A 19,098-nucleotide genomic window follows, 5' to 3' on the forward strand; every position below is an offset into this window, starting at 1 on the left:
GAGTTGCCGCCGTGCGGGGCGCGGCGACGGGCAACGGAACGTGTGCACGTGTGCGCTGCACTTGCACCCGTCCGGTCGTGCTCCCGCCGGCGCAGCCTGCCCCCTGCGGTCGGCAAGTCAGGAAATGTGCTGCCTCGCGCCTCCTACGAGCCGTTCTGACCACCGTTCTCCTGAGTTGCCGCCGTCGTGGCACAACACGCCAGAGCAGAGCAGAGCAGAGCAGAGCAGAGCAGAGCAGAGCAGAGCAGAGCAGAGCAGAGCAGAGCAGAGCAGAGCAGAGCCGAGCAGAGCAGAGCAGAGCCACGTCGAACGGGCGCGCTCGCCGACATGGACCGCCCGAGGGCGGCACGTCGACGGGCGCGCCCGTCGGGACCCGGGAGGCGCGGCGAGCGCTCCGGGGGAGTGCGTCAGTGGGTCGACGGCTCCGTCTCGATCTCGGAGCGGTCCCCGGACCACAGGGTGTGGAACGTGCCCTCGTCGTCGACGCGCTGGTAGGTGTGTGCTCCGAAGAAGTCGCGCTGACCCTGGATGAGCGAGGCGGGCAGACGTTCGGACGCGAGCGAGTCGTAGTACGACAGCGCCGAGGCGAACCCGGGGACGGGGATGCCCGAGAGCGCCGCCTTGGCGACGATGCGACGCCAGGCGTCCTCGCCGTCGCGGACCGCCGCCGCGAAGTAGTCGTCCTCGAGCAGGGTCGCGATCGTCGCGTCCTTCTCGTAGGCGTCGACGATGCGGTTGAGGAACTGCGCGCGGATGATGCAGCCGCCCCGCCAGATCTTGGCGATGGCGCCCTTGTCGATGTCCCAGTCGTACTCGTCGGCGCCGGCGATGATCGCGTCGAAGCCTTGGGCGTAGGCCACGATCTTCGAGGCGTAGAGCGCCTTCTGCACGTCGTCCTCGAAGCCGTCACCGGCCTCCTGGATCTCGGGTCGACCTTCGAGGGTCTTCTGCACGGCTGCGCGCTGGGTCGGCTTCGACGACACGGCGCGGGCGAAGACGGCCTCGGCGATGCCGCCGACGGGCACGCCCAGTCCGACGCTGTTCTGCACCGTCCACACCCCGGTGCCCTTCGAGCCGGCCTGGTCGACGATCGAGTCGACGAGCGGTCCGCCGGTCTTGGCGTCGGTCTGACGGAGCACCTCGGCCGTGATCTCGATCAGGTACGACTCGAGCTCGCCCTTGTTCCACTCCTCGAAGACCGAGGCGATGGCGGCGGGCTCGTGGCCACCGACCCGACGCAGCAGGTCGTACGACTCGGCGATCAACTGCATGTCGGCGTACTCGATGCCGTTGTGGATCATCTTGACGAAGTGACCTGCGCCGTCGGCACCGACGTGCGTCACGCAGGGCTCGCCCTCGGCGACCGCGGCGATCGACGCCAGGATCGGGCCGAGCGTCTCGTAGGCCTCCTTCGAGCCGCCGGGCATGATCGACGGGCCCTTCAGCGCACCCTCTTCACCGCCCGAGATGCCGGCCCCGACGAAGTTGAGGCCGCGCTCCTTGAGGGCGGCCTCGCGGCGACGGGTGTCCTGGAAGTTCGCGTTGCCGCCGTCGACGATGATGTCGCCCTCGTCGAACGCGTCGGCGAGCTGGTCGATCACGGCGTCGGTGCCGCGTCCGGCCTGCACCATGATGATCGCGGTCCGCGGCTTCTGCAGTGAGGCCGCGAAGTCCTCGATCGACTTCGACGGGATGAAGCCCGCGTCGCCGTGCTCGTCCATCAGGGTGTCGGTGCGCTCGGGCGAGCGGTTGTAGACCGCGACGGTGTTGCCCTCGCGGCTGGCCAGGTTGCGTGCCAGGTTCGAGCCCATGACGGCCAGGCCGACGACTCCGATGTTTGCCTGTGGTCCTCCGTGTTCAGCCACGGTGCCTCCTTGTCGGTAGGGAACGGACCGACCATATGCCGCCCGGCCCGACGACCGTCCAGGTGGGGCGTCGGGGGTCCTGGGTAGGGTCGGAGGGACGCCCGCCCGCACCGCGACCCGCCCCGAGACGACCCGAGGACCCCGTGACCGAAGAAGCCCCTTTCCCACCCGTCGTCGTGATGGGGGTGTCCGGCTCGGGCAAGTCGACCGTGGGCGAACTCTTGTCCGAGACCCTGGGCGTGCCCTTCGTCGACGCGGACGACCTGCACCCCGAGGCCAACCGGCTCAAGATGGCCGAGGGGCACCCGCTCGACGATGACGACCGCTGGCCGTGGTTGCGCATCGTCGCCGACCGCATCGCCGCGGCGGGCGACGACTCGGTCGTGGTGGCGTGCTCGTCGCTGAAGAAGGCGTACCGCGACGTCCTGCGCGAGGGCGACCCGCGCCTCCGGTTCGTCCACCTGACGGGCGTCCGCGACCTCGTCGCGCGCCGGCAGCGAGAGCGAAAGGGGCACTTCATGCCCGCGGGCCTGATGGAGTCGCAGTTCGCGACCCTCGAGCCGTTGACCGACGACGAGGCCGGGTTCGAGGTCGACGTCCGGCCCGGGCCCGACGACGTCGTCGCGGCCGTCGTGGCCCACCTCCGGGCCGTGCGGCGCGGCGAGCTCGAGCACTGACCGGGGCGCCCTCGCGGGCGGTCGAGCCCAGGAGGCGCGGGTTGGCGACACGCCCGGCCGACGTGTAACCTGGGCAGCTGAACCTCGGCGAGGGGTGCTCCGGCACCCGTGATCGACGCGGTAGGCAGGCGCTCGGTGCTCAGGCACCACTCGTGCAGCGGTGGTCGTCCTTCGGGCGGCGCCCCTCGGGTTGCGGGTCCTTCCTCACGCGATTCGCGTTCGAGTTGACACCGACCACACACCCCGGGCCCTCGCGGGCCCCTGCAAGGAGACGACATGTCCGACCAGAACACCCTCAGCGCCCTCGTGCGCACCAGCTTCGGCAAGGGCGCTGCCCGCAAGATCCGCGCGAAGGACCAGATCCCCGCGGTCATCTACGGCCACGGCACCGACCCCCAGCACGTCACTCTGCCCGGCCATGAGACGATGCTCATCACGCGTCGTGCCAACGCCGTCATCACGCTCGACATCGAGGGCACGAACCAGCTCGCCCTCGTGAAGGACATCCAGCGCGACCCGGTCAAGCAGACCATCGAGCACATCGACCTCATCGTCGTCCGCCAGGGCGAGAAGGTGACCGTCCAGGTCCCCGTGCACATCGAGGGCGAGTCGGCTCCCGGCACGATCCACGTCGTCGAGCTCAACGTCGTCGAGCTCGAGGTCGAGGCCACGCACATCCCCCAGAACGTCGTCGTCTCGATCGAGGGCCTCGAAGAGGGCGCGCAGGTCTCCGCCGCCGACCTCATGCTGCCCAAGGGCGCGACCCTGGTCAGCGAGCCCGAGACCCTCGTGCTCGCCGTCTCGGTGCCCCAGCTCGACCTCACGACCGACGCCGTCTCGGACGAGGACGGCGAAGCCGCCGAGGCCGAGGGCGACGTCGAGTCCATCGAGGACGAAGAGCGCTCCGAGTAACTCGGCACACCCCGAACACCCTGCCGGCGCAGACCCACTGAGAGAACGACGACCACGACGATGGCACTCGACGACCAGTGGCTCGTGGTCGGGCTCGGCAACCCCGGGCCCGGCTACGCCGGCAACAGGCACAACGTCGGGCAGATGGTGCTGGCCGAACTGGCCGACCGTCTCTCCGCCGGCTTCAAGAACCACCGCACGAACGCGACGGTCGCCGAGGGGCGCACCGCCCCCGGCGGCCCTCGCTTCGTGCTGGCCAAGCCCGCCACCTTCATGAACGTCTCGGGCGGCCCGACGCAGGCGTTGCTGCGCTACTACGACCTCGACGTCTCGCGGCTGATCGTCGTCCACGACGAGCTCGACATCGACTTCGACGTCGTCCGGCTGAAGCACGGCGGCGGCCACGGTGGTCACAACGGCATCCGCGACATCATCGCCGCGACCAGCTCGAACGAGTTCACCCGGGTGCGGGTCGGCATCGGCCGTCCCCCCGGCCGCCAGCCCGCCGCCGACTTCGTCCTCAAGGACTTCTCTTCCACCGAACGCAAAGAGCTACCGTTCCTGATCGGCGACGCAGCCGACGCGGTCGAGATGATCGCCACCGACGGGCTGACGGCGGCGCAGCTCAAGTTCCACACCGCCAAGAGCTGAGCAGACCCCTCACCTCGACGGGCCGTCGCCGGGTGTCGCCGTCAGCGAACCCCGGCCACGGTGTCGGTGGTGCCGCGTAACATCGTGCGGGTGATACTCGCGGGCTTGATCAAGGCGCTCTCGCGCGCCTCCACGTTCTCCGGCGCCCTCGACCGGGCCGCACGCAGCACCGACTTCTCGGTGGTCGACGGCCTCCGCGTGCCGCTGCTGGCAGGTCTGCTCGATCGTCGCGAGGGGCCGCAGGCCATGCTCGTCGTGACGGCGACCGGTCGCGAGTCCGAGGCGGTGCGAGGTTCTCTCGCCAGCTACCTGCCCGAGGCCGAGATCATCGAGTTCCCCGCGTGGGAGACCCTGCCGCACGAACGCCTCAGCCCGAGCGCCGAGACCGTCGGTCGGCGCATCCATGCCCTCCGACGTCTCGCGACCTGGCAGGTCGAGGCGGCCGCCTCACCCGAGACCGTCCGTCCGATCGTCGTCGTGGCCGGAGTCCGGGCCGCCCTCCAGCCCCTCAGCGACAACCTGGCCGAGCTCGACCCGGTCCAGCTCACCGTCGGTGAGAGGGGTCACGACCTGTCGGGCATCGCCGTGCGCCTGGTCGATCTGGCGTACGCCCGGGTCGACATGGTGACCCGCCGAGGCGAGTTCGCCGTCCGCGGTGGCATCCTCGACGTCTTCCCGCCCACGGCAGAGCACCCGGTCCGCGTCGACTTCTTCGGTGACGAGGTCGACCAGATCCGACGCTTCTCGGTCGCCGACCAGCGCAGCCTCGACGGCGAGGTCACCTCGGTCGAGTTGCCGCCGAGCCGCGAGATGTTGCTGACCGAGGCCGTGCGACAGCGCGCCCGCGAGATGCAGCACGAGTTCCCGAGCCTGTCGCAGATGCTCGCGAAGATCGCCGAGGGCATCCCGGTCGAGGGCATGGAGAGCCTGGCACCGGCCCTCGTCCACCGGCTGGTGCCGGTGACGCACTACCTGCCGGCGGGCGCCTCCATCGCGGTGCTGTCTCCCGAGCGCGTCGTGTCGCGGGCGCAGAGCCTCGCCGAGACCAACCGCGAGTTCCTCTCCGCCGCCTGGAACGCCGCCACGGCCGGGGCCGAGGCCCCGATCGACCTCGACTCGGGTGACTTCCTCAGCCTGCGCGACCTTCGAGAGGCCGCGGGCGACCGGGCCTGGTTCACGATGAGCGGCTTCGACTCGGGCGAGGTGCTCTCGGACGACGAGGCGGTTGCCTCGGCCGGCGACTACGTGCGCGTCGACGCCGCCGTCGTGCCGAGCTTCAGCGGCCACGCCGAGGGAGCGCTCGAGCACGTCGTCGAGCGCGTCCGCGACGGGTGGAGCGTCGTCGTCACGGCCCGGGGCATCGGCCTCGTCGAACGGGCGCGCGACGTCCTCGCCGAGCGCGAGGTCGCTGCCCGCCTCGAAGACGACCTGCCCGAGACCCTCGAACCCGGGGTCGTGCACCTCGTGGCAGGCGGGGTCGAGGCCGGGTTCGAGCTGATCGCGTCCAAGATCGCCGTCCTCGGCGAATCCGACTTCTACGGGCGCTCGGCGAACTACGACTCCCGTCAGGTCAAGAAGCTCGCGACCCGACGCAAGAACGTCGTCGACCCGTTGCAGCTCAAGCCGGGTGACGTCGTGGTGCACTCCACCCACGGCATCGGCAAGTTCCTCGAGCTGACCAGCCGCGAGGTGTCGAGCGGTGGCAAGAACGCCGTCAAGCACTCGCGCGAGTACCTCGTCCTCGAGTACGCGCCCTCGAAACGCGGCTACCCGGGCGACAAGCTGTACGTGCCGACCGACCAGCTCGACCTGCTCAGCCGCTACGTCGGCGGCGAGGCGCCGTCGCTCAGCAAGATGGGCGGCGGCGACTGGGCGGCCGCCAAGGGCAAGGCCCGAAAGGCCGTCCGCGACATCGCCGTCGAGCTCGTCAAGCTCTACTCCGCCCGGATGGCGAGCAAGGGTCACGCCTTCCCACCCGACACCCCGTGGCAGCGCGAGCTCGAAGAGGCCTTCCCGTTCGCCGAGACGCCCGACCAGCTCACGACCATCGACGAGATCAAGGCCGACATGGAGCGGCCGATCCCGATGGACCGCCTGCTCTCGGGCGACGTGGGCTACGGCAAGACCGAGGTCGCCGTCCGGGCGGCCTTCAAGGCGATCCAAGACGGCAAGCAGGTCGTCATGCTCGTGCCGACGACCCTGCTGGTCAAGCAGCACTTCGACACCTTCAGCGACCGGTTCGCCGGGTTCCCGGTGCACCTGCGCAGCCTGAGCCGGTTCCAGACCGCGAAAGAGTCGAAAGAGACGATCGCGGGTCTGGGCGACGGCACCGTCGACATGGTGATCGGCACGCACCGGCTGCTCAGCGAGGGCATCTCGTACAAAGACGTCGGCCTGGTCATCATCGACGAAGAGCAACGCTTCGGCGTCGAGCACAAAGACGCCTTGAAGAAGCTCAAGACCAACGTCGACATCCTCGCCATGTCGGCGACGCCGATCCCGAGGTCGCTCGAGATGGCCGTCACGGGCATCCGCGAGATGTCGACGCTCGCCACGCCGCCCGAAGACCGGCACCCGATCCTCACGTTCGTCGGCCCCGAGAGCGACCGCCAGAAGGCTGCCGCGATCCGACGCGAACTGCTGCGCGAGGGGCAGGTGTTCTACGTCCACAACCGGGTGTCGAGCATCAACCGCGTCGCCGCTCAGATCGCCGAGCTCGTGCCCGAGGCCCGTGTCGCCGTCGCGCACGGCCAGATGGCCGAGTCGACGCTCGAGCAGGTCATGGTCGACTTCTGGGAGCGCAAGTTCGACGTCCTCGTCTCGACCACCATCATCGAGACCGGCCTCGACATCGCGAACGCCAACACGCTGATCATCGACCGGGCCGACAAGTACGGTCTGAGCCAGCTGCACCAGCTGCGCGGTCGCGTCGGTCGCGGTCGCGAGCGCGGCTACGCGTACTTCCTCTACGACGCCGACAAGCCCCTCAGCGAGACGGCCCAAGACCGGCTCGAGACCATCGCGGCGAACAACGAACTCGGTGCGGGCATGCAGGTGGCCCTGAAAGACCTCGAGATCCGCGGGGCAGGCAACCTGCTCGGTGGCGAGCAGTCCGGTCACATCGCCGGCGTCGGCTTCGACCTCTACCTGCGCATGATCGGCGAGGCCGTCAGCTCGTTCCGTGGTGACGTGGCCGAGGGGCAGACCGAGCTGCGGCTCGAACTGCCGGTCGACGCCCACGTGCCCGAAGAGTACGTCGAGAGCGAGCGCCTGCGTCTCGAGGCCTACCAGAAGCTCTCGACGGCGAGTTCGCCAACGTCGACCGACGACCAGATCGACGCCGTCCTCGACGAGCTCACCGACCGGTACGGCGAGCCCCCGGCCCCCGTCCTGGCCCTGATCGAGGTGTCGCGTCTGCGACGCGCCGCCCAGAAGGCCGGGCTCAGCGAGGTCGTGGTGATGGGCAGCAACCTGAGGGTCGCGGGCATCGACCTGCCCGACAGCATGCAGGTGCGGCTGCAGCGCATGTACCCGGGCGCGCGCTGGTTCGCCCAGGCCAACGCCGTCAGCGTCCCGCTGCCCCGGTCGCACGGCCAGGCGCCGACCGACGACGAGCTGATCGTCTGGGTCGAGCAGCTGTTGTCGGCGATCTACTCCGCACCGGTCGCCCGGCCTGCGACCGACACGGCGGCGGCGAGCTGACGGTGTCGGTCGACCGGGGTCGGGGCCCGTCGGGCCAGGAGGCGCGAGACGGTCTCGAGCCCGGGGCGGGTGCCGCGCTCGACGAGCTCGTCGGCGTGGTCGACGCCCTCCTCGCCGACGAGGGCGGCTGCGCCTGGAACCGGGCCCAGACCCCCGAATCGCTCGTGGCCTACCTCGTCGAAGAGACCTCCGAGCTCGTCGAGGCCATCGAGGACGGAGCTCCGGGCGACGTGCGCGAAGAGCTCGGGGACGTTCTCTACCAGGTGGTCTTGCACAGCGCGCTCGCCGCGCGCGCCTCCTCGGGCTCGTTCGACCTGAGTGACGTCGTGCTCGACGTCACCGACAAGACCGTTCGAAGGCACCCCCACGTCTTCGGAGCCGACCAGACCGCCGACCTCGACGACATCGTCCGGCTGTACTCGGCGGCCAAGGCGCGCGAGAAGGCCGGTCGGTCGAGTGCCTACGACGGCGTTCCCGCGGGGCAACCGGCCCTCGCCCGGGCCCAGAAGCTCGACTCGAAGCGGGCCGCGATCGGTGCGGCCCGGCCGTCGAGCGGCCAGGGCGAGGGGGCGGCAGCGCAGTCGGCGGTGCCGTCGGCGTCGGCGTCGGCGTCGGCGGTGCCGTCGGCGTCGGTGGCGGCGCCGTCGTCGGCGACCGAGCTGGCGTGGGGGCGTGCGCTGCTCGCACAGGTCGACGAGGCGACCGATCGGGGCATCGACGCCGAGCGCGCGCTGCGGGCTGCGGTCCGCGAGCGCGAGACCACGCTCCGGCGCGACGAAGCAGACGCCGGTGCCGGCGCCGGTGCCGGCACCGCACTGTCACGGGTCGACGGGACCGTCACCGAGGTGATCGCCGTCGACCGTGTCGACGCGAACGAGCAGGTGCCCCCTCAACCCGAATGAGGGGGCACCTCGGCGTCGCCTGCTCAACCCGAATGAGCGGCGAGCCGACGCTCGACCACCGGCCTACGAGGCGCGGGGGCTTCGACCCGGCCGGTGTGCGAGTGGTGTCCTCAATGTAGAGGACGCGTGTTGACATGTCAAAAGCAGACATGTCGGTTTGCCGGACGGGTGCCCACCGCGGTGCCCGACGAGGCGCCGCACGGGGTACCGCACGGGGCGTTCGGGCAGGGTGCGAGAGCCGTTCCGGTTCCGCCGGTCGGCCACGACAGACGTCTGTTATGGTCCACTACGACGACGGCGACCGCGCAGGGCGAGTCCGACTCGTCTGCACGAAGGAGCGGCACCATGCCTCGCAAACCCGACCCCACCCGCAAGCCCGAACTCCTCGGGCAGATCCTCGAACACCTTCGCGGTCGATCGCTCGCCACCGTGTCGTTCCGTACGCTGGCCGAGGCCCTCGGGGTCAGCACGTACGTCTTCGTCTACCACTTCGGCAACCGCGCCGAGCTCATCGCGGAGATCGTCCGCGCCGTCGTGGCCCGCAACGACGCACTGCTCGCCGTCGAGGTCACCGAACTCGATCGTGAGGCGTTCTCGAAGCACCTCTCGAAGGTGTGGCACGACGTCTCCACCGAGCGTGGCCGTGACCTGCACCGGCTCGAGCTCGAGGCCGCATTGCTCGAGACCGTCGCCGGCGAGACGGGGGGCACCGCGCAGAAGGCGGTCGGGCGCTGGGTCGAGCACGTCGCCGCCTGGGCGACCGCGAACGGTTCGACCCCGGCGGAAGCCAAGGTCGGGGCCCGTGTCTTCGTGGACGCCTTGTTCGGGCTGCAGTACGACGCCATCGTCTCGGGCGAGGGTCGTCGTGCGTCGGCCGCCTACAAGCACGCGGTCGAGGCGTTCGTCACGAACGTCACGGAGGGCTGACCTCGATCGAGACGGAACCGGGCCGAGCGCAGTGCGCCCGGCCCGGCCCGGGCCCTCGCCGCAGGGAAGGGAGGGCCTCGAGGTGTGACCGACACGCAACCCGATTCGTGCCGACCACCCACAAGAACCATAACGTAGAATGTGACATGCCTGCAACCCGGTAGGGGCGTGCAGGGTCGGTCGTCTCTGGGAGAATGTCTCCATGCCGAATCCCGTCACCCCGCCGCGCGGCATGCGCGACCACCTCCCTGCCGACAAGAGGCGTCGAGAGGGCGTCCTCTCGGTCATTCGTGGGGTGTACCGGTCCTACGGCTTCGACGAGATCGAGACGCCCGTCGTCGAAGAGAGCTCGCGCCTCCATTCGGGTCTCGGCGGCGACAACGAGAAGCAGGTCTTCGCGGTCCTGAAGCGGGGGCTCGACCTCGACGACCTCCGGTCGGCCGAGAGCGTCCTCGGGCTCGCCGACCTCGGCCTCCGCTTCGACCTGACGGTGCCGCTCGCACGGTTCTACGCCTCGCACCGGGCCGAGTTGCCCACGGTGTTCCGGTCCGTGCAGATCGCGCCGGTGTGGCGGGCCGAGCGTCCGCAGAAGGGGCGGTACCGCCAGTTCGTCCAGTGCGACATCGACGTGCTGGGCGAAGCGGGTCCGCTCGCCGAGATCGAGTTGATCCAGGCGACGACCTCCGTGCTCGACGCGTTGGGGCTCACCGGCACGACCATCCGGGTGAACGACCGGCGCATCCTGCTCGCCCTGCTGGCGCACTGGTCCGTGCCCGAGGCGCTGACCGACCCGGCCCTGATCGTGGTCGACAAGCTCGACAAGATCGGCGTCGAGGGCGTCGTGGCCGAGCTCGTCGAGCTGGGCGTGACCACCGCCGGCCTCGCCGAGGCACTGACCGACCTGGCGGGTGCCTCGTGGCGGACCGGCGAGGGCGACGCCCCCGCCTGGCTCGACCGAGAGGCCTTCGCCGACCTGGTCGCCCTGCGCGACGCCCTGCCCGGGTCCACCCTCGAGTTCGACCCGACCCTCGTCCGCGGCATGGGGTACTACACCGGCACGATCTTCGAGATCGCCCACCCCGACGTGCCGTACTCGCTGGGGGGCGGGGGTCGCTACGACGGCATGATCGGGCGGTTCCTCGGCAGCGACGTGCCCGCGGCCGGCTTCTCGCTGGGCTTCGAGCGCCTCGTCGACCTGGTGACGCTCGAGACCGACGACGACGTGGGCCTCGCGCTGGTCTACGACAAGAAGGTCGAGCCCGCCCGGTTGCTCGGCCTGCAACGCGAACTGCTCGCGGGCGGCGAGCGACGCGTCCGCCTCGAGAAGCGGGCTAAGAACTTCACGAACCAGCTCGACGGCCTGGCCGCCGCCGGCTTCGGCCGGTTCGTGACGGTGCGGGGCGGCGAATCGGTCGCCGACCTCGAGGTCCGCACGATCGGCTGACCGTCGCCGCGGCGTCTCACCACGAACCAGGGCAGTAGGCGCGGCTAAGCTGGTCAGCGGACCTCGCGTCCCCAGACGAACGACTACTAAGGAGCTCTCCAGTGGCAGCAATCGACGCCGTAGGCGCCCGCGAAATCCTCGACTCGCGGGGCAACCCCACCGTCGAGGTCGAGGTCTTGCTCGAAGACGGAACGGTGTCGCGTGCGGCCGTCCCCTCTGGTGCATCGACCGGGGCCTTCGAGGCCTACGAGCTGCGCGACGGCGACGAGAGCCGTTACCTCGGCAAGGGCGTGCTCAAGGCCGTCGCCGCCGTCATCGACGAGATCGGCCCCGAGGTCGAGGGCCTCGACGCCACCGACCAGCGCCTGATCGACCAGGCCATGATCGAGCTCGACGGCACCGACAACAAGAAGCGCCTCGGGGCGAACGCCATCCTCGGCGTCTCGCTGGCCGTCGCCCGGGCCGCGGCCGATTCGGCCGACCTGCCCCTCTTCCGTTACATCGGCGGGCCCAACGCCCACACCCTGCCGGTGCCGATGCTCAACGTCATCAACGGCGGCTCGCACGCCGACAGCAACGTCGACATCCAAGAGTTCATGATCCTCCCCGTCGGTGCGTCGTCGTTCGCCGAGGCCCTGCAGTGGGGTGCCGAGACGTACCACGCCCTGAAGAGCGAGCTGAAGGCCAAGGGGCTGTCGACCGGTCTGGGCGACGAGGGCGGCTTCGCACCGAACCTCGACAGCAACCGTGCCGCCCTCGACCTGCTCGTCGAAGCCATCACCAAGGCCGGTTTCACCCCGGGCAGGGACCTCGCCCTCGGCCTCGACGTGGCGTCGAGCGAGTTCTACGCCGACGGCAGCTACACCTTCGAGGGAGAGAAGCGCGACTCGGCGTTCCTCGCGAACTACTACGCCGACCTCGTCGCCTCGTACCCCCTCGTGACCATCGAGGACCCCCTCGACGAAGACGACTGGGAGGGCTGGGCCCACCTCACGAGCGAGATCGGGTCGAAGACGCAGATCGTCGGCGACGACCTGTTCGTCACCAACCCCGAGCGTCTCGCCCGGGGCATCAAGGCCGGTGCCGCCAACTCGATCCTGGTCAAGGTCAACCAGATCGGCACGCTGACCGAGTCGCTCGACGCCGTGGCGCTCGCGCAGCGCAGCGGCTACACGACGGTGCTCTCGCACCGCTCGGGTGAGACCGAAGACACGACGATCGCCGACCTCGCCGTCGCGACCGACGCCGGCCAGATCAAGACGGGCGCGCCCGCCCGCAGCGAGCGGGTCGCCAAGTACAACCAGCTCCTCCGCATCGAAGAAGAGCTGGGCGACGCCGCCGTGTACGCCGGGTACAGCGCGTTCCCGCGCTTCTCCGCCTGACGCCACCCGCGCCTCCTCGGGGCCCGTCCTGCTCGCGCGGGGCGGGCCTCCGTCGTTCCCCAGAGACGTCGTTTAGGCTCGTGGCATGCCCCGTGAGACCTCGAACCGCCGTGTGCCGGTGACCCTGCCGACCGGCGAGACGCCGACGGGCCACTGGCTGCGCAGCATCCGGTTCTCGGGCTTCAGCGTGCTCATGCTGGTGATCCTCGTCATGTTCGTCGTCATCCTGGCGCCGTCGTTGCGCACCCTGATCCAGCAGCAGCAGCAGATCGCCGCCCTGCAGGACGACGTCGAGCAGCAAGAGCAGTCGGTGGACGAGCTGAAAGAAGACGTCGCCCGGTGGAGCGACCCGGCGTACATCGAGGCGCAGGCCCGAGATCGCCTCCTCTACGTCTACCCCGGCGAGTACAGCTACCTCGTCATGGGCGACGACGCGGCAGAGACCCCGGGCACGGCTCCGGGCACCGGCACGACGATCAGCGACTCCTTGCAGACCCCCCAGGTCGACTGGGTGGCGGCGATGACCGCCTCGGTCCTCGACGCCGGGTTGAGCGACGAACCCGCGACCGAACTCGTCGCCCCCGACATCAGCGGCAGCCAGGTGCCTGCCGCGACCTCCGACCAGACAGGCGGCACGCCGTGACCAGGCCCCCTTTCGACCCCGTGACCGACGACGACGTCCGCGTGGTGACGGCCCAGCTCGGCCGTCCGGCCCGCGACGTCATCGGCATCGCCGCACGCTGCGTCTGCGGCGCGCCCACCGTCGTGGCCACCAAGCCCCGCCTGACCGACGGCACGCCGTTCCCGACGCTCTACTACCTGTGCCACCCCGGTGCCACGGCCGCGGTGTCGACCCTCGAGGCGACCGGTGTGATGGCCGAGTTCACGGCGATGCTCGAGACCGACCCCGACCTGCGGGCACGCTACCTCGCCGCCCACGAGTCCTATCTCGCCGACCGCGAGAGCGTCGAACACGTCGACGAGATCGACCACGTGACGGCCGGGGGCATGCCCGAGCGGATCAAGTGCCTGCACGCGCTCGTCGGTCACTCCCTGGCGGCCGGGCCCGGCGTCAACCCGTTCGGTGACCTGGCCCTCGAGCGCGCGACGTGGAGCCCCGACGTGTGCCGCTGCCCCGACCACGTCGCCGACGAGCCGGCGACGGCCTCCGTGGACGGCATCGGCGGGGGAGCCTGACGCGCGTGCGACGGTCCGGGGGGTTCGTTGCCGTTGCCGTCCTGGCGGCGCTCGTGGCGGCCGTCGTGCCCGCCTCGTCGGCTTCGGCAGACCAGGTGCGTGACGCCGAGTACTGGCTCTCCGACTACGGCATCCAGCGGGCCTGGCAGACGACGAGGGGTGCGGGGACGACCGTGGCCGTGATCGACACGGGCGTCGACTCGTCGGTCAGAGAACTGCAGGGCGCCGTCGTCGGGGGCACCGACGTGTCGGGGCTCGGCTCGGCCGACGGCCAGACACCGGTCGGCGACGACCCGAACCACGGCACCCTGGTCGGCTCGATGGTCGCCGGCCGCGGCACGGGGCCCGGCGACGGCGTCATCGGCGTCGCACCCGAGGCCGACCTGCTGTCGGTCTCGGTCGGCTTCGGGTCGTCGGCCGTGGACTCCGACGACCAGATCGCCCGTGCCGTGCGGTGGGCGGTCGACGCGGGGGCGGACGTCATCAACATGTCGCTCACCCGCAACACGCTCGACTGGCCGACGAGTTGGGACGACGCCTTCCTCTACGCCATGGACCACGACGTCGTCGTCGTCGCGGCCGCGGGCAACCGCGGCAGCGGCACGACCGAGGTCGGTGCACCCGCGACGATGCCCGGGGTGCTCACCGTCGCCGGCGTCGACCGGCAGGGCACGGCGAGCTTCGACGCCTCGAGCCAGGGCATCACGATCGGCGTGGCCGCCCCGAGCGAGGACCTCGTCGGCGTGGGCCCGGGTGACGTCCACTACAGCTGGAGCGGCACGAGCGGCGCGACCCCCTTGGTGGCCGGCATCGTGGCCCTGGTCCGCAGCGCGCACCCCGAGCTCGACGCCGACGACGTCATCAACAGGGTCGTGGCCACGGCCACCCCGAAGGGCGACTCGACCCCCGATCCCCTCTACGGCTACGGGCTCGTCGACGCCGCCGCCGCCGTGACGGCCTCCGTGCCCGCGGTCACGGCCAACCCCATGGGCGACCTCTCCGAGTGGATCAGGGTGCACCGTCGGGCCGACGCGCCCGAGCCCTCGGCGCAGGCGACGAACCCGACGGACGAGGCTCCCGTCCCGACGCCGGTGCCCGATCCGGGTCAACCCCTCGCGGTGCTGCTGCCCACCGTCGAGACCATGCGCTCGACCGGCATCCCCCTGATCGTCTTCACGGTCTTCGGCGGGGCGGCGACCCTGGTCGCCCTCGGGGCGGTCCGTCAGTTCAGGCGGGCACGGCGCTCGGGGTAAGGTCGTCTGCGACACCCCCACCTCAAGGAGACATTCGCCGTGCCCAAAATCCTGATCGTCGGCGGCGGCTACGCCGGTTTCTACACCGCCTGGAAGCTCGAGAAGTGGCTGCGTGCGGGCGAGGCCGAGGTCACGATCGTCGACCCGCTGCCGTACATGACCTACCAGCCGTTCCTGCCCGAGGTCGCGGCGGGCTCGATCGAGCCGCGTCATGCCGTCGTGGCCCTCCGTCGTCACCTCAAGAAGACGAACGTCGTCACGGCCAAGGTCACGGGCGTGGACCACGCCTCGAAGACCGCCACCATCACGCCCGAGGTGGGCGACGCGTGGACGATGGAGTACGACCAGATCGTCATGACGGCCGGTGCCGTGTCCCGCACCTTCCCGATCCCGGGCGTGGCCGACGAGGCCATCGGCCTCAAGACCATCGAAGAGGCCGCGGCGATCCGCGACAAGGTGCTGACGAACTTCCAGAAGGCGGCCAACCTGCCCGCCGGGCCCGAGCGGGACCGACTGCTGACGGTCGTCGTCGTGGGTGGCGGCTTCGCCGGCATCGAGGTCTTCGCCGAGCTTCGCAGCTTCGCCAGCGACCTGCTGAAGAACTACCCCGACCTCACCATCGACGACACGCACTTCCACCTCGTCGAGGCGATGGGCCGCATCATGCCCGAGGTCTCGCTCGAGACGAGCCACTGGGTGCTGAAGAACCTCGCCGAGCGTGCCGCCACCGTGCACCTCGACACACAGCTGCAGTCGGCCGTGGGCGGCAAGATCGAGCTCTCGACCGGTGAGTCCTTCGAGTCCGACCTGATCGTCTGGACGGCCGGGGTGATGGCCAACCCGATGGTCCGGGGCACCGACTTCCCGCTCGAGCAGCGCGGGCGCATCACCGTCAAGGCCGACCTGCGCATCGTCGACGGCGAGACCGTCGTCCCCGACGCCTGGGCCTGCGGTGACGTCGCCGCCACCCCCGACCTCACCGGCAAGGGCGTCGGCGGCTTCTGCGTCCCCAATGCCCAGCACGCCGTCCGCATGGGCAAGCGCCTCGCGAAGAACATCGTCGCGTCGCTCCGCGGCGAGGGGCTCGTGGACTACAAGCACGAGAACCTCGGCGCCGTCGCCGGCCTGGGCCTGAACGTCGGGGTCTTCCAGAGCGGCAAGTTCGCCATGAAGGGGTTCCCGGCCTGGGCCGCCCACCGCGGCTACCACGGCATGGCGATGCCCTCGTTCGAGCGCAAGTTCCGCGTCGTCGGCGGCTGGTGGAACAACTTCTGGCTGGGCCGTGACATCGTCTCGCTCGACAACCGCGAGCGCCCTCGTGCGGCCTTCGAAGAGTTCGCCTCGCGGCCGAAGCCCGCCGTCGAGACGCCCGCCGAGGCTCCGGCGGCGGCCGTGGGTGCCGGCGCGGGCCAGCCGGCCGGCGAGGCCGGCCCGGCCTACGCGAACCCGGTCGAAGACGACGGAACGGCCAAGAAGGGCACCGCCGAGGGGGGCGACGCGGCGTCGAAGCCGGCTCGCAAGGCTCCCGCCCGAAAGCCCGCCGTCAAGTAGGCACTCCTCGCCGACCGATGGTCGAGCACGACCCGGACGCCCGCCCGCTGCCCCGCAGCGCGGCGGGCGTCCGCGTCTCGTAGGCTGGTCGCTCCGGGCCCCCGTAGCCCAATCGGCAGAGGCAGGCGACTTAAAATCGCCTCAGTCAGGGTTCGAGTCCCTGCGGGGGCACTCCCTTTGATGCATCGGGGCGAGGTGCTCGTCCACCGGCATCGTCCTGATGCGGTGCCGTGAGGTGCTCGTCCACCGGCGTTCGCCGCGCTGGTGACGGCAACTCCGGCACTCGCCGCGCTGCTGACGGCAACACCGGCACTCGCCGCGCTGGTGACGGCAACTCCGGCGATCGGCGGTCTCTCGTGCCGGATCGGAGCGGGGGCGCGTCGTTCTCCGGAGTTGCCGACTGCGGCAGCAGCTCGTCGGCGGCGAGGCGACGCGTCGGCCGGGTGTCAGGCGCCGGCCGGATCGTCCTCGACGAAGGTCGTCCAGAGCCACACGGCGAGGCAGAGGCCGGCGACCACGACGGCAGCCGTGACCGCACCGCCGACCGGGAACGACGACGACGGGTCGCCCGCGAACACCGCGGCGGCCGTGCCCACTCCCACCACGGTGAGTCCGACGTGCAGGGGCCGGGACCAGGCCCACAGGCGTCGACCCGGCAGCGAACCCACCGGAACGAGGGCGAGGACGAGCGATCCCAGCCCCGTCAGGCACACCGTCGCGCTGGTCTCGAGGGCGAGCTCGGTCGCGAATCCACCGGTGCCCGGCAGGGCCCCGTGCGCCGCCCAGGCCGCAGCCGACACGACCACCAGGGCTCCGGCCTGCGCGAGAGCCACGAGGCCGTCGTCACGGCCGCTCGGCTGGCCGGCGCGACCGTGACGCGAGGTGGAGGACGCGACCAGACCGCCCACGAGCACCACCCCGAGGACGAGGGGAGGGTCCAGGCCGAGCACGCGCGTGACGGCGCACGCCACGACGGCGACGAGCAGGAGGCGCGGTGACATCCGCACCCGCGACTCGCGTCCCAGCAGACGCGACGTCACGAGGGTCGGCACCACGACGCCGAGGGTGTTGACCAGTGCGACCCCGACGACGATGCCGGCGAAGAGGCGTGCGGAGCGGACCTGGCCGTCGAGGCCGGCGGCGAGTCCCACGACGGCCGCGCCGGCTGCGATCGTGAGGGCGGCGGTCAGACGAGGGTCGAGTTGCCCGGTCGAGAACGAGGTGGGCGGTGCGAGGCGCCGGTTGCGGCCGGTCAGCCGCGGGCCACGACGGGGGAGACGGCCCCGCAGGGCGGTGGCGAGCAGTCGGGCCGGCGCGACGACGAGCAGGACGAACGCGGCGGCGAGTCCGACGGCGAGCAGCAGCCCCGCGCCGGTCATCGCCTGCCCGAGGGTCGGCAGGTCACGGCCGAAGGTCGTCGCCGCGGCCCACGATCCCGTCACGGCCGGGGTGTTCGCCCCTCCTGTACCGCCACCGCCACCGTCGCCGGTGCCGCCGGGAGCGCCTCCTGACCCCTCACCGGGAACGGGGGTGCCGGACGGCCCGGCACCAGGGTCAGCCGGGGTGCCCGGACTCGACGTCGCGCCCGGGCCGGCCGGCGGCACCGGTGCCGCCGACGACCCGGGAGGCGCGGTGGACGTCGCCGACGACGCGACGGTGATCGAGATGCCCGCGCTGGGCGGCCCGACGTTGACCGCCGAGTCGATCTGGGCGACCTGCACGAGGTGGGCGCCCTCGGCGAGGGCGGCGTCGGACGACGCGCAGCGCCACGAACCGCCGACCACCGACGCCTGACAGACGGGGGCGCTGTCGACGTATGCGGTCACAGTGGCGCCGTCCTCTCCCGTCCCGCTGAAGCTCAGGGGCTGCACCGAGATGCGGTCGCGGTCGCGAGGGGAGAGGAGGACGGGTGCACCGGGGGCATCGCGGTCGATCGAGACGGAGACGCCGGCCGAGGCCGTCGAGCGTGGGACCGCCGGCACGGACGCCGAACTCTGCGTCGCTCGCACCGTGTAGCGCCCGGTGGGCCAGGAGGAGGCGGGGAGCACCACCGACCAGGCGCCGGTTCCGTCGGCCGTCGCCGAGACCGGCGCCGCGCCTCCGTCGATCGTGACCCGGGCGCCCGGATGCGCGGTTCCGCCCACCTTGCCGCCGAGGGCGGGCCCGCCCCGCACGGTCGGCGGGCCGAGCACGGAGAACGCGGCGCTCACCCCGTCGTCGACCACGGCGGAGTTCGTGACGTCCCGGACCGTGAGGGTCTGGTCGGCGCCGTCCTCGAGCGTCACCGGGCACGACCACTCGACGGCACTCGTGCCGCCCGTGGGCACGGCGACCTCGCACAGGGCGCGGCTGGGCACGCGGGGGTCGAGCACCCGGAGGGTGGACCCGGGTGTCGCGCTGCCACCGACCACGACGTCGTTCACGTCTCGGTCGCCGACGTCGCGGATGGTCGGAGCCACCGGCCGGGGCCCGGGCTGACCGAGCGACGGCTCGGGCGTCGGCGTGCCGGTGGGATCGCCCGCCGCCCGGGCGACCGCGCCCGCGGAAAAGGCCATCGAGAGTCCGAGCAGGACGGCGACGAGCGTCGAGACCGCGCGCCGCCCACGCCGCGCGGGCGCGACCAGCGTGCGTCCGG

Annotated in this window: 14 protein-coding genes and 1 tRNA gene; 13 read left to right on the forward strand and 2 right to left on the reverse strand. The window is 71.2% G+C overall.

Annotation, left to right across the window (positions count from 1 at the left end):
• Positions 1–407: 407 nt before the first annotated feature.
• On the reverse strand, positions 408–1,865 hold the full coding sequence (gndA, locus tag ITJ55_RS10245) for an NADP-dependent phosphogluconate dehydrogenase (RefSeq protein ID WP_082486811.1): 1,458 nt from the start codon (positions 1,863–1,865) through the stop codon (positions 408–410).
• A gap of 143 nt (positions 1,866–2,008) precedes the next feature.
• Here gndA and ITJ55_RS10250 point away from each other — a divergent pair, with 143 nt between their 5' ends.
• From ITJ55_RS10250 to ITJ55_RS10310, 13 genes are all read left to right on the forward strand, one after another.
• A complete protein-coding gene (locus tag ITJ55_RS10250; RefSeq protein WP_370544112.1) occupies positions 2,009–2,542 on the forward strand; it encodes a gluconokinase in 534 nt (177 codons plus the stop codon).
• Positions 2,543–2,818: 276 nt separating this feature from the next.
• Positions 2,819–3,454, forward strand: coding sequence for a 50S ribosomal protein L25/general stress protein Ctc (locus tag ITJ55_RS10255; RefSeq protein WP_194595262.1), 636 nt, complete (start codon positions 2,819–2,821; stop codon positions 3,452–3,454).
• 60 nt (positions 3,455–3,514) lie between these two features.
• Positions 3,515–4,105 carry an aminoacyl-tRNA hydrolase gene (pth, locus tag ITJ55_RS10260; protein WP_194595263.1) on the forward strand — a complete coding sequence of 197 codons (591 nt, stop codon included), beginning with the start codon at positions 3,515–3,517 and terminating at the stop codon, positions 4,103–4,105.
• A gap of 90 nt (positions 4,106–4,195) precedes the next feature.
• Complete coding sequence (mfd, locus tag ITJ55_RS10265) at positions 4,196–7,807, forward strand: transcription-repair coupling factor (protein WP_194595264.1); 3,612 nt, start codon at positions 4,196–4,198, stop codon at positions 7,805–7,807.
• A 2-nt stretch (positions 7,808–7,809) separates the two neighbouring features.
• Positions 7,810–8,709: a MazG nucleotide pyrophosphohydrolase domain-containing protein gene (locus ITJ55_RS10270; RefSeq protein WP_194595265.1), complete on the forward strand. Its 900-nt coding sequence runs from the start codon at positions 7,810–7,812 to the stop codon at positions 8,707–8,709.
• A 345-nt stretch (positions 8,710–9,054) separates the two neighbouring features.
• The gene (locus tag ITJ55_RS10275; protein ID WP_194595266.1) at positions 9,055–9,636 is read left to right on the forward strand and encodes a TetR/AcrR family transcriptional regulator; all 582 of its coding nucleotides are present in this window, start codon (positions 9,055–9,057) and stop codon (positions 9,634–9,636) included.
• A 202-nt stretch (positions 9,637–9,838) separates the two neighbouring features.
• A complete protein-coding gene (gene hisS / locus ITJ55_RS10280) occupies positions 9,839–11,080 on the forward strand; it encodes a histidine--tRNA ligase (protein WP_194595267.1) in 1,242 nt (413 codons plus the stop codon).
• A 101-nt stretch (positions 11,081–11,181) separates the two neighbouring features.
• Positions 11,182–12,462 (forward strand): phosphopyruvate hydratase, encoded by a 1,281-nt coding sequence (gene eno / locus ITJ55_RS10285; RefSeq protein ID WP_194595268.1) that lies wholly within the window; start codon positions 11,182–11,184, stop codon positions 12,460–12,462.
• Between the two features lie 85 nt (positions 12,463–12,547).
• Complete coding sequence (locus ITJ55_RS10290; protein ID WP_194595269.1) at positions 12,548–13,105, forward strand: septum formation initiator family protein; 558 nt, start codon at positions 12,548–12,550, stop codon at positions 13,103–13,105.
• Positions 13,102–13,659, forward strand: coding sequence for a DUF501 domain-containing protein (locus tag ITJ55_RS10295; RefSeq protein WP_194595270.1), 558 nt, complete (start codon positions 13,102–13,104; stop codon positions 13,657–13,659). Before ITJ55_RS10290 ends, ITJ55_RS10295 begins: the two co-directional genes overlap by 4 nt.
• Positions 13,660–13,664: 5 nt before the next feature.
• Positions 13,665–14,912 carry a S8 family serine peptidase gene (locus ITJ55_RS10300; protein WP_370544113.1) on the forward strand — a complete coding sequence of 416 codons (1,248 nt, stop codon included), beginning with the start codon at positions 13,665–13,667 and terminating at the stop codon, positions 14,910–14,912.
• 39 nt (positions 14,913–14,951) lie between these two features.
• A complete protein-coding gene (locus ITJ55_RS10305; RefSeq protein WP_194595271.1) occupies positions 14,952–16,463 on the forward strand; it encodes an FAD-dependent oxidoreductase in 1,512 nt (503 codons plus the stop codon).
• Positions 16,464–16,560: 97 nt separating this feature from the next.
• Positions 16,561–16,634: transfer RNA gene (locus ITJ55_RS10310), tRNA-Leu, on the forward strand.
• Positions 16,635–16,909: 275 nt separating this feature from the next.
• Here the strand turns inward: ITJ55_RS10310 and ITJ55_RS10315 are convergent.
• Positions 16,910–19,018: a hypothetical protein gene (locus ITJ55_RS10315; protein ID WP_194595272.1), complete on the reverse strand. Its 2,109-nt coding sequence runs from the start codon at positions 19,016–19,018 to the stop codon at positions 16,910–16,912.
• Positions 19,019–19,098 lie beyond the last annotated feature (80 nt).

Origin of the sequence: Frigoribacterium sp. VKM Ac-1396, from assembly GCF_015350895.1 — a bacterium.
Lineage (GTDB): Bacteria > Actinomycetota > Actinomycetes > Actinomycetales > Microbacteriaceae > Frigoribacterium.

What these genes read in the sequence shown, in the direction of transcription:
- hisS (WP_194595267.1), top strand. Translation starts at nt 9,839, where the DNA reads ATGCCGAATCCCGTCACCCCGCCGCGCGGCATGCGCGACCACCTCCCT.
- ITJ55_RS10255 (WP_194595262.1), top strand. Translation starts at nt 2,819, where the DNA reads ATGTCCGACCAGAACACCCTCAGCGCCCTCGTGCGCACCAGCTTCGGC.
- ITJ55_RS10275 (WP_194595266.1), top strand. Translation starts at nt 9,055, where the DNA reads ATGCCTCGCAAACCCGACCCCACCCGCAAGCCCGAACTCCTCGGGCAG.
- pth (WP_194595263.1), top strand. Translation starts at nt 3,515, where the DNA reads ATGGCACTCGACGACCAGTGGCTCGTGGTCGGGCTCGGCAACCCCGGG.
- ITJ55_RS10290 (WP_194595269.1), top strand. Translation starts at nt 12,548, where the DNA reads ATGCCCCGTGAGACCTCGAACCGCCGTGTGCCGGTGACCCTGCCGACC.
- ITJ55_RS10315 (WP_194595272.1), bottom strand. Translation starts at nt 19,018, where the DNA reads ATGGCCTTTTCCGCGGGCGCGGTCGCCCGGGCGGCGGGCGATCCCACC.